This is a genomic window from Maribacter sp. 2-571, from assembly GCF_050589625.1.
GTDB lineage: Bacteria > Bacteroidota > Bacteroidia > Flavobacteriales > Flavobacteriaceae > Pelagihabitans.
Map to the genome: position 1 here is coordinate 53,878 of NZ_JBNGOP010000022.1, position 13,925 is coordinate 67,802.

11 protein-coding genes and 1 tRNA gene are annotated in these 13,925 nt (G+C 45.7%); all 12 read left to right on the forward strand.

Annotated elements, in window-relative coordinates; genetic code table 11:
• Positions 1-174 precede the first annotated feature (174 nt).
• Positions 175-2,031, forward strand: a complete 1,857-nt coding sequence (locus tag ACRD7P_RS15190; protein WP_430908489.1) for a DUF5060 domain-containing protein — start codon at positions 175-177, stop codon at positions 2,029-2,031.
• Positions 2,032-2,152: 121 nt separating this feature from the next.
• The gene (locus ACRD7P_RS15195) at positions 2,153-3,256 is read left to right on the forward strand and encodes a serine hydrolase domain-containing protein (protein ID WP_430908490.1); all 1,104 of its coding nucleotides are present in this window, start codon (positions 2,153-2,155) and stop codon (positions 3,254-3,256) included.
• Positions 3,257-3,345: 89 nt separating this feature from the next.
• Complete coding sequence (locus ACRD7P_RS15200; RefSeq protein ID WP_430908491.1) at positions 3,346-4,068, forward strand: M15 family metallopeptidase; 723 nt, start codon at positions 3,346-3,348, stop codon at positions 4,066-4,068.
• An 80-nt stretch (positions 4,069-4,148) separates the two neighbouring features.
• Positions 4,149-5,636: a sulfatase gene (locus ACRD7P_RS15205; protein ID WP_430908492.1), complete on the forward strand. Its 1,488-nt coding sequence runs from the start codon at positions 4,149-4,151 to the stop codon at positions 5,634-5,636.
• Between the two features lie 107 nt (positions 5,637-5,743).
• Positions 5,744-6,664 (forward strand): alpha/beta hydrolase, encoded by a 921-nt coding sequence (locus ACRD7P_RS15210; RefSeq protein WP_430908493.1) that lies wholly within the window; start codon positions 5,744-5,746, stop codon positions 6,662-6,664.
• 86 nt (positions 6,665-6,750) lie between these two features.
• The gene (locus ACRD7P_RS15215; RefSeq protein WP_430908494.1) at positions 6,751-7,326 is read left to right on the forward strand and encodes a Crp/Fnr family transcriptional regulator; all 576 of its coding nucleotides are present in this window, start codon (positions 6,751-6,753) and stop codon (positions 7,324-7,326) included.
• 137 nt (positions 7,327-7,463) lie between these two features.
• Positions 7,464-7,946, forward strand: a complete 483-nt coding sequence (locus ACRD7P_RS15220; RefSeq protein WP_430908495.1) for an SRPBCC family protein — start codon at positions 7,464-7,466, stop codon at positions 7,944-7,946.
• Between the two features lie 233 nt (positions 7,947-8,179).
• Positions 8,180-8,253: transfer RNA gene (locus ACRD7P_RS15225), tRNA-Pro, on the forward strand.
• A gap of 505 nt (positions 8,254-8,758) precedes the next feature.
• Entirely contained in the window at positions 8,759-9,064 is a 306-nt protein-coding gene (locus ACRD7P_RS15230) for a hypothetical protein (protein WP_430908496.1), read from the forward strand.
• Between the two features lie 118 nt (positions 9,065-9,182).
• A complete protein-coding gene (locus tag ACRD7P_RS15235; RefSeq protein WP_430908497.1) occupies positions 9,183-9,878 on the forward strand; it encodes an ABC transporter ATP-binding protein in 696 nt (231 codons plus the stop codon).
• A 94-nt stretch (positions 9,879-9,972) separates the two neighbouring features.
• Positions 9,973-12,468: a TonB-dependent siderophore receptor gene (locus ACRD7P_RS15240; RefSeq protein WP_430908498.1), complete on the forward strand. Its 2,496-nt coding sequence runs from the start codon at positions 9,973-9,975 to the stop codon at positions 12,466-12,468.
• Between the two features lie 5 nt (positions 12,469-12,473).
• Positions 12,474-13,925, forward strand: a complete 1,452-nt coding sequence (locus tag ACRD7P_RS15245) for an ABC transporter permease (protein ID WP_430908499.1) — start codon at positions 12,474-12,476, stop codon at positions 13,923-13,925.

The following is a 13,925-nucleotide window of genomic DNA, read 5'->3' on the forward strand; positions in this document are numbered from 1 at the left end:
TTTGAAATAGCACTAATAAATGGTTTCTTTTTCAGGTATTCTTCGTTAAAAAATAGAACCGTAGCTAAGGCTATGCTTCCATTTTTTGCCTTGAATACCCAAAAAATAATTCAATTTCTATACCCACTATTTCAAAGTTAAAATGGTATAAAACTTCCAATCAAACTACTACCAATGAAAATATGGAAAAGGCGCAAAACCCTAGCTTTTGTGTGCACGTTTCTATTTTGCCTTATGGCGTGTTCCGAAAAAGAACGGAACCCTAACTACTTGATCGATGGGAGCCTGAAAAAATGGCAACCGGTGACACTGACTTTTGACGGTCCCAAGGTCTCCGAAACCGATAGTGTCAATCCCTTTACGGAATACAGTTTGCTCACTATTTTCACTAATGGCGAAGATACTTTACGTGTACACGGCTATTTTGCGGCTGATGGGGATGCGGCCAACTCCGGCGCTAGCTCGGGAAACAAATGGGAAACCAAATTTTCCCCTCCCAAAACTGGCTCATGGACTTTTGAATCCTTTTTCCGCAAGGGAGCGGGTATCGGTATCGTTCCCGATACTGCTCTCGAGAAGGTCGATTTACTTTGGAAAACCAAAGGTTCTTTCGAAGTTGCTGAAACCGATACCACCGAAACGGGTTTTTATCGGACAGGAAAACTGGCCTATGTCGGTAAGCATTATTTGGAGCGATCGGAAAGCGGGGCGCCATTTTTAAAAAATGGGGTAGGCAGTCCGGAGAACTTTTTAGGCTATTGGGAGTTCGACGGTACGTTTGACCATGGCGGGGCGGATACGCCGACATTAATCGATGGATTACACCGATATGAACCGCATACCCGCGACTGGAAGTCGGGAGACCCGAGTTGGGGCAATGGAAAAGGAAAGGGTATTATTGGTGCACTGAACTACATGGCCTCCAATGAAATGAACAGTCTGTATTTTCTAACCATGAACGAACATGGTGATGGCGACGATGTATGGCCTTGGATTGAACCTGAAATACAGACGCGTTACGATGTGAGCAAATTGCAACAATGGGAAATGGTATTTTCCCATATGGATCGCTTGGGAATAGCCATGAACCTGTTTACGCAAGAGACGGAAAACGATACCATTCTGGACAAAGGTGACTTGGGCGCCACCCGTAAATTATATTATAAGGAATTGGTAGCGCGGTTTGGGCACCATTTGGGCGTGGTCTGGAATTTAGGTGAAGAAACCAACCGAAATGCCGACCAACTAAAAAGTTATGCCGGTTATATTCGGCAACTAGACCCCTATCGTCATCCCATCGCCGTGCACAACCATGTTCGGGTAACCGGAAAACGGATGGAGGGCAGACCGCTCGACCCGATAAAGGAGACGCTTACGCCAATGCTAGGATATGCCGATTTTGAGGTGCCTTCCCTCCAAATGTTCGACACTACCGAGGTACATCGTGAAGTCCGTAAATGGCGCGACCTTTCGGTAAAACACAAAAAGCCTTGGGTGGTATATTTGGATGAGATCGGACATTGGGATATCGGTGTCACTACGGACACTGCCGCAAATAACAACCATCAAATGGTCATGCGTTCCAGCCTCTGGGGAAGCCTTTTGAGCGGTGGTGCGGGAACCTCCTGGTATTTTGGGGGGCTGGATACGCCCAACAACGATATGGCGGCCGAAGACTTTCGAACACGGGAACAATGGTGGCAGATCAGCGGAAATGCCAAAAAGTTTTTTAACGATCATCTTCCCTTTTGGGAAATGCAGGGGCATGACGAGCTGTTGAGCAATCCGAAAGCCTTTTGTTTTGCCAAGAAAGACGAAATATATGTGGTGTACCTCCCCAAAAACGAACGTACCGAACTGGAAATTGGTGATGGGGCCTTTACCATTGCTTTTTTTGACCCCTGGGCCGGAGGCAAGCTATACGATATGCAGAACGGGGGGTGGGAAATTACCAAACCCAATAGCGTCACCTTGTCAGCGTTGAACGGGAAAAGCGACATGGATTGGGTTATTGTGATCAAAAGAAAGTAGCCTATTGCTCTTCGGTTTCAGATGCATTCCGAAATTATATTTTATCTCTAGGGATATCACCTATTACGGGAAAACAGAAACAGTATAAGAAGTATAGGGAAACCTTGTTAAACATTTTAACATGAAAAGAATTTTAGCCGTTATAATGTCCTTATGTCTATGGACGTCCTGCAAAACCGAGAAAGAAGCGTTACCGATGGTTTTTCCAACGGACAGCTGGATCGAGAAAAGCCCGGAAAATTTGGGGATAGATGCCGTTAAAATGCAAGAAGCCCTAGATTATTTGGCCTCCGAATCCGGTGAGGACGGTCTGGATGAGGTGTTTATCGTCCGTAACGGGTATCTCATTTATAAAGGGGACAGTATTCATAAAAAGCATAACATTTATTCATCTAGCAAATCATTTACCAGCACGGTGCTCGGTATTTTGTCGGATAAGAAGATCGTAGATGAAAATACGTATGCAAAAACTATTGATACCGCCCTTTCGGAACAGTACCCCGAAGTACGATTGAAACACTTTTCCAGTATGACCTCAGGCTATAGCGGTAAAGGCGTTAGCCGATGGAACGAACCTAGCGAAGATTGGTCCTGGACGCCCTATGCCATTGATTCGGCATTGTTCGCCCCGGGTACCCGATATGCCTATTGGGACGAGGCGCAAATGATGTTCGGTCGCTTACTGACCTTAAGTGCAAACAAAAGTTTAAAGACCATTTTTGATGAACAGATCGGAAACGCTATCGGTATGGGAAGCTATGATTGGGGTACGGAAAACGATCCCGACATGCCGGAAAAAGTGTTGAACAATGGTTGCACGGGCGTTACCATAAACGCGGAGCAACTGGCCCGTTTTGGACATTTTTACCTGAACGAGGGCAATTGGAACGGACAACAATTATTGTCAAAAGAATGGGTGAAAAAAGCGACCCAAAACCAGGTGTTCGCAAAAGAGGTGGCCGATACCGACCGAAAAAAAGTTGACGGTAGGGGCTGCTACGGCTATAACTGGTGGGTAAACGATAAAATGCCAACAGGGAAATGGCACATGCCCGACGCGCCCAAATCCCTGTATTACGCTAGTGGACTGCACAATAATATGTGTTTTGTAATACCGGAATGGAACATGGTGTTCGTGAGAAGGGGAGAGGATGGCAATCCCGAAAAAGGAAAGCCATTTGTGTACAACGCGTTTTTTAAACGGATGGCATTGGCGGTGAAGTAACAACACCTACTTTTTTAGTACTTTCGGTACGCAATAATCATCTTGTAAACGAACCCAAGACGGGTTCTTAAGCATCAAACAAAAACGCCATGACCAAACAACTGGGTTACCTCTTTGTTTTTTTACTGCTAGTTTCTTGTAAGGAAAAAACAGAAAACAAGGATGTGGTGGAGCACCCTTTGCCCATGGATACCATACAAGCGAAAAAAGAGCTAGAACAGAAAACCACCGAAACAAAAACCTTTCGGTCGTTCGAAAAACTGGCCGATACTACTTTTGTGCGTTTGGCCGATTTTAGCGATGGTTTCTCCTATGATCTGCGTTATGCTACCGAGAACAATTTTTTAAAGGAAAAAGTGTATGATTGTGCCGAATGTTATACCAGGGTAAAAACGGCAAAGGCCTTATTGGCGGCCAATAAAGCCTTTCGGGAAAAAAAGGTGCGGATCCGTTTTTTCGATTGTTACCGGCCCAATTCCGTACAGTACAAAATGTGGGCCATAGTACCCAACCCGCAATATGTGGCGAATCCTAAAAAAGGGTCGATCCATAACAAAGGAGGCGCTGTGGACATCACTTTGGAAACCTTGGACGGCAAGGTGCTCGATATGGGAACCGATTTTGATTTTTTTGGAAAGCGGGCCTATCATGATATGAAAGATTTGCCACAGGAAATATTGGAGAACAGAAAGTTACTAAAAACAACGATGGAGGCCCATGGGTTTTGGTCTACCCGGACGGAATGGTGGCACTACAATTTGAACGGTGCCCACAAAAACGAGATTGCCAATTTTAAATGGGACTGTAAGTAATAATTACTATGGAAAAGAACATGTACTACGAGGTAGCTTTAAAAAGAACTTTAATAAAAAAAATCACCCGTATATCACCGATGGCTCTAGTGTTGTTGTTGGGCTTTAGCCTCCTTCTATCGTGTAAGGAGGACGTAAAGGCCCCTGAGAAAACAGCGTCTAAACCGAACGTATTGTTCATTGCCGTTGATGATCTTAACGATTGGATCGGCTGTTTGCAAGGGCATCCACAGATAAAGACGCCCAATATGGACCGTTTGGCGGCCATGGGTACCTTGTTCACCAATGCCCATACCCAATCCCCGATCTGTAATCCTTCCCGAACCAGTTTGTTGACAGGGTACCGCCCCTCTACTACCGGCATTTACGGGCTTTCCCCTTGGATACGCCAAGTGCCCGATCTTAAGGACATGGTGACCCTACCGCAATATTTTTCTGCGAACGGCTATGCCACCTATGCCACGGGCAAAATATTTCATGGAGGATATGGCAAGGGAAAAGACCCTGTGGAGTTCGATAGTTTGGGACCTGCTTCCGGGGTAAAGACCGCTCCTCCAAAAAAGTTGGCCGGTGAAACGCCCGGTGGTAACAATCCATGGGTGGATTGGGGCGATTTTGGACTAAAGAAAGAGGATACCCAGGATTATGATATCGCCTCTTGGGCGGTAGATGTGTTAAAAAATACACCGGAGGAACCCTATTTCCTGGGAGTCGGTTTTTTTCTGCCCCACGTTCCCCTTTTCGCTCCCACGGAACATTTTAAAAAGTATCCCAAAGATTCGGTGGTCATGCCGCCGATGTTGGCCAATGATCGGACCGATACGCCACGCTCGTCCTGGTACAATCATTGGGACGTTCCCGAACCGCGTTGGAAATGGTTCCAGGAAAAAAAGCAGGATACCCTTTTTGTTCAGGCTTACCTTGCTTCCATTTCGTTTGTCGACGATCAGGTGGGAAGGGTATTGGACGCTTTGGAGGCGAGCGGACAGCAGGATAATACGATCATTGTGTTATGGTCCGATCACGGATTTCATTTGGGCGAAAAAGAAATATCGGGAAAAAACACGCTATGGGAACGCGCTACCCGGGTTCCGCTTATTTTTGCGGGAAGAGGTATTGGCGTGGGCAAACGGTATGCCGAACCGGTAGAACTGTTGGATATCTATCCTACCCTTAACGAACTTTGCGGACTGCCCCCAAAAAAGGATTTGGAGGGACATAGTTTGGTGCCCCAATTGACCGATAGCGAAACTCCGCGCCCATGGCCGGCCATTACCACCAACAACTGGAACAACCATGCGGTGCGTACCACCAATTGGCGCTATATCCGCTATGCGGACGGCGAAGAGGAATTGTACGATATGAAGAACGATCCCAACGAATGGGAAAACCGTATCGATGACCAACAGCTCAAACCCTTGGTGGATAGTTTGGCCTCGTGGCTTCCCAAGGAAAACCACCTTCCGTATACGGGAAACTACCAGCGGGTATTGGAGTATAAAAACGATTCCATTATCTGGCAGGGAAAGGCGATCGAAGCGTCCGATCCCATTCCCGGGTTGGAATAGTTTAAAGAAAAATCGAATATGAAATGAGCCATAACAACTCTTGATACCGACCGAAATGATTATTGGCGAATTACATCTGACCATTAAAAAACAATAAATGTAAACAGATGAAAAAAACTGTCCTTTTAACCTTCTTTAGCGCAATGGCACTGTTCGGTAGTGCACAGGATACTATAATTCCGCTATGGCCCAAGGGGCTTATGCCCAACTATATTGCCTCCGATGAACGGGAAACGCAGGAGCGGGCGAACGGCATGTTGAAGCTCAGAAAGGTACAGGAACCAACCATCGAGGTATACCTTCCCGCAAAAGGAAACGCAACGGGCGAGGGGCTATTGATATTTCCCGGGGGCGGTTATGGCATTTTGGCCTACGATTGGGAAGGGACCGATATTGCAAAGTTTTTGAACGGAAAGGGGATTGCCGGTATTGTAGTCAAATACCGACTGCCTTCCGATCGTTCCCAAAAGGAAAAACACCATGTGCCGTTAATAGACGCGCAACGGGCGCTTCGGTCCGTCAGGAGCATGGCGGGCGAATTTAACTTGGATGCCGATAAGATCGGCATTATCGGTTTTTCGGCAGGGGGGCACCTTGCGGCTACGCTCGGGACACAATTTAATGAGAACGTGTATGCTCCGATCGATGCGATCGATACGGAAAGTGCACGTCCGGACTTTATGGCCTTGTGCTATCCCGTTATTGCGTTCGGGGAAACGGTGACCCATAAAGGTTCACAAAACAATTTGTTGGGAAAAGATGCGGCAGCAGATTTGATAAAGCGGTTTTCCGCTGAAAAACAGGTTACTACGGAAACCCCGCCTACCTTTTTGGTACACGCCCTGGACGATGTTGCGGTGCCGGTGGCGAACAGTCTGCTCTTTTTGGAAGCGTTAGAGGCCAAAGGATGCTCCGCGACCTTACACGTATATCCAAAAGGGGGACATGGATTTTCATTGGCGCGGGACGACCGTCATTTACGGGGATGGACCGAGCGCATGGTCGAATGGATCAGCAGCCTAGAATGATATTTGCCGGTTCAGGGCCCCATTTGCCGTTTTAACGTCTTACATTCCATTTGGGAATTGCTTTTTTGTACTTTCGGTACACGGTTATGGAAGCACTACGCACATTTTTAAATCATTCCGAAGGGCTGTCAAAAAATGATATGGTTTTTTTGATCGATCATTTGGAGGAACGGCGCATTAAAAAGGGAACCGTACTCTTTGAGCAAGGGGCAGTGGTCACCACTATTTTTTTTGTAAGTACCGGAATACTCCACCATTTTAACTATACGGAAAAAGGAGAGAAAAAAACCATCGACCTGCACGATGCGCCTTGCTTTTGTACGGACCTCGAAAGTTTTACCGAAGGAAAATTGTCTAAGGATAGTTGTGTGGCCCTAACGGATGCTACCATTTACGTTTTGACGAAGGAGAAATACGATGCTTTGGTAAATACCAATGTAAAATGGAGCAATTTTGTAAAACGGGTCATCGAAAAAACCTTGGTCAACATTCTTGAGCAATTGAAAACCATCGCGAATAAAACGATCGAGGAACGATATTTAGAGCTGGTGAAAACCAAACCGGATATCGTACAAAACACTTCCGTTGGAATATTAGCTTCCTATTTGGGCACGTCAAGGGAAACCTTGCACCGTATTCGAAAGAAACATCTTTTTGCTTAACGTTAGCGTGCCCTAGTTTCTTAATTTTTTGTTAGTGTGTCATTTGACACAGTGGTTTGGTTATGGATGAATGAACTTTAAGCTATAACTAGAATATCCTAGACTATAGACAATGGGTATTCGTTAAAACCAACATTATGAAAACGCTTCTTTTTAGTACGGCACTGTTTTTTTCCATTTTTGCTTTTTCGCAATCAAAGGATACCGATAAACGGTTCGAGGCAACGATCGACCTTAATGTGGGGGCTGCGGATGTCTGGACCTTGTTGACCGATGTGGCCCGGTGGAAGGAATGGGACACGCATGTAATCGATGCAAAACTTATAGACGGGTTTGCGCCAAAGGCCCAGGGAAAATTGGTTACCAAAAATGCCAAAGTAATCGATTTCGGTATACAGGAGTCTCAAGAAGGGGTCGGGTACACGCTACGGCACAAATTATCCTCGGGAACCCTTTTTATCAAACGGTCCATTTCGGAAACCGATTCTGGAGCGCTGCTTACGGCAAACGTTTGGTATACCGGCATTTCCCCAAAGAATTTTAAAAAGTACATGGGGGAGGATTATACCGGTATTTTAGAAGCGGAGTTGGTCACTGTTAAGGAGCTTTTGACCGATTGATCTACAAACGGGGATCAACCACGTTTCTTTTGTTAAAAGTTTTTATCAAAAAGTTGTCAAATACGTTCCGAACTGTTTATTTTTGCCGTTTTAATTTGGGTGTAATTTTTAATTCTCCCAAACGCAGGATGTGGTCCTTCGGCTCCGCTCAGAATAAACTGCACTACAGTAAGTTCAGGGCCGGTCAAAAACCGCTTAGGCTTGATTAATTTTAAGTTTCAAAAAGTAAACTTCGGGATGTGGCGCAGTCCGGTAGCGCACTCGGCTGGGGGCCGAGTGGTCGCAGGTTCAAATCCTGTCATCCCGACCGAACGGAAAAGTGATTTACATTAGTAAATCACTTTTTTGTTTCCGAACTTGGCTCCGTGAGACTGTGGTACATGTTTTTTTGAAGTTTGCCAAGTATTTGGATTGTGCGGTCTAATGGGTAAATGTTGATAAAATTAATATATTTCGACATATATTTATAAGGTGTCGATGTTATCGACATAGTAGCATTCAGGTGTCGAAATCATGTATAATCCGAAAAGAAGCATATAACGATTTACCGTAATAAATCGTTCTTTTTTGTTTGACCACAACTTTTCCAACAACGCCAATCATCGATTCAAGTGTAAAACCGTTTCGAGCTTATTTGAAACCGGTCCTACCGGGATGGGAAAATGAAGTTTTAGGTTTCCGGAAACCCTCGGCACCGTTCAAAAGCGATACGCTTCCGCTTTGAGTACCGATAACGGTATTCATAAAAGAATAACGTCAAAGCTTCTTTACAAATTAAAAAATAGTTTACTTTAGCGATTGTGAAAAATAAAATGCAAATACGGACAGGTCTGCTGGCAATGTATATGTTGTCCCTGCCCTTGCTGTTGGTTTTTCACTCCCGGACGCATACTCAAAATGCGATATCCATCGCTACCGGAGATGTTGATCAGATTACCGTTGACCACGATACGGATTGTCAGCTCTGTAGTTTTTATTTTGATCAACAACTGTACGTGGAAAATTCGTTTAGTTACGAATTGGCCTCCTCTCCGTACTATTTTCAGGAGTTTCCGGTAGCATCTCCCGTTGTTCGAACACAAGAACAGCAATACCTGCGTGGTCCCCCCGTGGTCTAACATCTTTTTTATCTAGCTAACGATTGGTCGGTTCCCTAGGGTACCCGGTCATCATGTCGTATGCGGTCTTTTTTAAGATCGTATCCTCTTTTTGTTAATCACATTTACATAGTTTCAGATGTTGGAAGCAATCGATCTTTCTAAAAGATACGGTGGGCACGAAGCATTGCGCAATTTGAACCTTTCCGTTGCCCAAGGCGAAATTTTCTGTTTGTTGGGCCAAAATGGCGCTGGCAAGACCACCACAATTAATTTATTTTTAGGCCTGCTCGCGGCAACGAGCGGCAAAGCGCTGATCAATGGTGTTGAAGTAAAACCAAACAGCAACGCTACTTCGAAAATGATCGCCTACATACCCGAAGTGGTGCAGTTGTACGGGAACCTTTCCGGGATCGAGAACCTGGATTTTTTCAGCCGTATCGCCGGGTTTCGTTATGCGAGCGATGTCCTGGCCGAATACCTCTTAAAGGCGGGACTACAGGAGGCCTATCATCGTAGGCCACTGGCTTCGTACTCCAAAGGAATGCGCCAAAAAGTAGCGATAGCGATCGCCCTCTCCAAAAATGCCGATTTCATTTTTATGGATGAACCCATCTCCGGTCTGGATCCAAAAGCCGCTATGGAATTTACGGCCATTTGCAAGGAATTGAGCCAAATGGGCAAGTCGATTTTCATGGCTACCCACGACATCTTTAATGCGGTGAACGTAGGCACCAAAATCGGTATTATGAAAGAGGGCCGCTTAGTATATACGTCGGATACCGCGGCCGTCAATGCCAACGAATTACAGCACCTTTATTTAAAAACAATTTAAAAACGAGAGATCGGGGGCGTTACAATGTGCGTGACCCATTTTTATGGGAACGTCCATTTAGTGGCGATCCTCCGGTCGAAACAATTCATCACTTATGAAAATTACACCTATTCTCTTCACCTTATTCCTTTTAATGTTCGTCGGTGCAGGCTACGCGCAGGTAGCGGTATCCGGTTCGGTAGCGGATCAACGGGGAGCTCCCGTTTTTGGGGCCACGGTATCCCTGACCAATACCGACGATGCCTTCGGCGTACTTACCGATGCCAGTGGTGCCTACCAACTGAACGTTCCTCCGGGGAGTTATGCGTTCGAGGTGCGTTTTTTGGGGTACGTATCCACTAAACAAGCGATAACCGTTAACGCGGATACCCCTTTGGATATGGGAAAGATCGAATTGATGGAAGCTACGGAAAACCTCCAGAACGTAGAGGTTATCGGTCGCGCCAGAACGGATTATAATAGTGACTACTCCTTTTCGGCCACCAAGGTCGCCATCAAGAACAAAGAACTGCCGCAGGCCATTACCACGGTAACCAAGGAATTGATCGCCGATCGCCTTGCCTTTCAATTGCCCGATGCGGTAAAAGCGGTCAGTAATGTTACGGTTACCGGCCTATACAACCATTACAACATACGGGGTATAACACAGGGCGATGACGGACAAATGCTAAACGGTATGCGTACGCGCCAATATTATTTTCTGCAACCCATTACGTCACATTTAGAACGTGTCGAGGTCATAAAGGGGCCCTCATCGGTAACGTTCTCCAGTGCAGATCCGGGAGGTACCGTAAACATGGTGACCAAAAAACCGTTGACCGAAAAACGAAGCGAAATTTCGTTGACTACGGGAAGTTTTGGTACCCTAAGGGCTACCGCCGATTTTACGGGACCCCTAAACGAATCAAAAACCTTGCTATATCGCTTTAACGCTGCCTTTCAAGAGGCGGACTCTTTTAGGGATGTCGTAAACAACAACGCTATTTTGATTTCCCCCTCTTTAAGTTATGTCCCTAATGAAAGGACCTCGTTAAATGTGGAAATGGTCTACAGCGATGCCGAGGGGAACCTGGATAGGGGACAGCCCATTTTTGGTGCCATTAACGGGGAATTTGATCTCAACAGTACGCCAATTACCAGAAATGTAGGGGCATCCAGCGACCATTACAAAAACAAAGAGTTCGTTTTTATGGCCAACTTCAGTAAAAAACTTACGGAAAATTTTGGTTTCAATGCCCAGTTCATGAAACAAACGTGGGACGAAGATCTGGCCGAACATAGAGTTGACGGTACCGCGGTGGATATTGAGGGTAACGTGATCCCTACCTTGGCAAGGTTGCGATATGATGAAAGGCAACAATTTTGGGAAACCGATAATTTTAGTACGTATTTGACCTATGACATCAAAAGCGACAAGATTACCAATAAAATATTGGTCGGGTACGATGCCACGCGTTGGGAACGGAAAATTGGAGCGGGATTTTTACGTGCCAGGAGATATTTGACCGTCGATGGGGGACAGTCCAATTTTGACCCGGACAATGCGGATAATTTTCAACAAATGGTCGTAGATGGTGTAACGATGCCCGTACCGGCCGTTCCCCATTTTAACTTGGAAACCCCCTTTAACGGGGCCAGAAATACAAATGCCTACAACCTGGCCGAACTGACCATACCGGCAAATTTAACGAGTTCGAACGGTATCTATTTTCAAAACCAATTTAAGGTCGGAAAATTTTCGGCTTTAGTAAACTTGCGCTACGAGTGGTTCACGGATATCTTTAACTATGAGGCGGATGAAGAGGAGTTTAAAACCAATGCTTTTGTACCGCGACTGGGTCTGACCTATGAGGTGACCAATACCATTAGTGCATATGCCACCTACCTCGAAGGATTTCAACCGCATACGAATACCGTATCCCTATCACCGACCGCCGAAGGGTTCTTTTGGTCCGCTTCACCGAGCAGGTTCAATCCTTTGGAAAGTAGCTTAACGGAAGTGGGCGCTAAAGGGGAGTTCTTAAATGGGAAGGTATTTGCGAACCTTGCAATTTTTAATATCACCCAAAAAAATATCCTGCTAGGGGATACCTATGATCTGGAAACCCTGACCACAAGGGGCGAGCAAAGAAGTACCGGTTTTGAAATGGATGTTTCCGGTTACGTATCGCCCAACTTTCAGCTTACGGCATCCTACGGTTTTTCAGATGCCGAAATTGTGGAAGATGCCATAACGGAATTCATTGGGGAACCGATCGGGGGGGCGCCTCGGCATACGGCAAATTTTTGGGGACGTTATGATTTTATGAACAACACCTTAAAGGGCATTGGAGTCGGTTTTGGCGCACAACATGTAGACGAAAGATTTACTTGGTACAACCCTACCTACGATACCGATAGGCTGTTGTTACCGTCATACACGGTGTTCGATGCCGCCGTTTACTACAGACCAAACAATACGGGGATTCAATTGACCCTTAAATTGAACAATTTGTTTGATGAGACCTATTGGTTGGGCGGTCTTAACCCTTCCAGGCTAGGTCCGGGCGCGCCAAGGAATGTGCTTCTCAATGCAACCTATAAATTTTAACGGTTATGAAGAAGATCAACATTGGCTTGTTTGGTCGGTATTTTCTTAAAAATGTAATGCAGACCAAAGTGGTATATGTGCTTTGGGGCATTTTTACGCTGTTGACGGTTTATGCCGCGGTCAGCGGTATCCATAACTATGAGGAACAAAATACGATCAGGAAGGAACACCAACGCAAGGCGCGTCAAAGTTGGGAAGCCAATCCCGATAAGCATCCACATCGTATGGCGCACTTTGGATCTTTTGCGTTTCGTTTGAAGCAACCGTTGAGTATGTTCGATTACGGTATCGAAAGTTTTACCGGAAATGCTATTTTTTTGGAGGCGCATCGGCAAAATAGCGTTAATTTTTCGGATGCGGGCTTCTCCACCGGAACCTTGCGCTTTGGGGAGTTGAGTATGGCGATGTTGTTACAACTGGTATTGCCTTTGATCCTGTTCTTTTTAGGGTTTTCTACGATCGCCTCCGAGAAGGAGAACGGAACCTTAAAGATACTGTTGTCCCAAGGGGCCGGCTGGAAAGAGATCTTATTGGGCAAATCGTTAGGGCTGTTTGCGCTTGCGTTGCTATTTTGCACCCCGATTGCTTTGATTACCCTCTTTTTTCTGTTTTTTAGCGAAACCCCAATGGACCCATACGATACCTGGGGGAGGTTCTTATGGTTATTGGGAGGATATCTCCTATTTCTATGGATTTTGAGCGTGATGAGCATCACCGTATCCGCTACGGCACGTTCTTCCAAAAACGCCCTGCTTACCTTATTGGGTATTTGGTTGCTCATGGTGGTGCTGGTTCCCAAAACCGCACAGGCCATAGGAAACGCGGTGTACCCCACGCCCTCAAAATTAAGTTTTCAATCGGCGGTTGAACGGGATGTGATCAAAAAAGGGGATAGCCACGACCCCAATGATCCGTATTTCAATAAGCTCAAGGATTCCGTTTTGGCCGTTCATAAGGTAGATTCCGTTACCCAACTCCCTTTTAACTATGGAGGTTTTGTAATGCGCGAAGGGGAAAAAACGAGTGCCAACCTCTACGGGAAACATCATGACAGCCTGTTGCACATCTACGAAAAACAGAACGACCTTAGCCATTATGTTTCCGTTCTAAATCCTTTTTTGGCCATAAAGACCCTGTCCATGGCCTTCGCGGGAACGGATTTTAAAGGTTATGTGGATTTTCAGCGGCAGGCAGAAACCTATCGCTATCAATTGGCACAAGAGATGAACACGCTTCAGATGGACTATATCAGTACCAAAAAAATAAGTGGTTCCGAAGGGAAGCAACACGTGGTCGGTCATGAACATTGGGAAGAATTTCCGGATTTTAACCATCGGGCACTACCGTTGCAAAGTGCTTTTCAAAGTACCTATTTGGCGCTGCTCTCCTTGCTGGGGTGGGGGGTGTTTTCCATATTAGGCTTAGGATATCTCTCTAAAAAAGCAAAAGCAATTTAG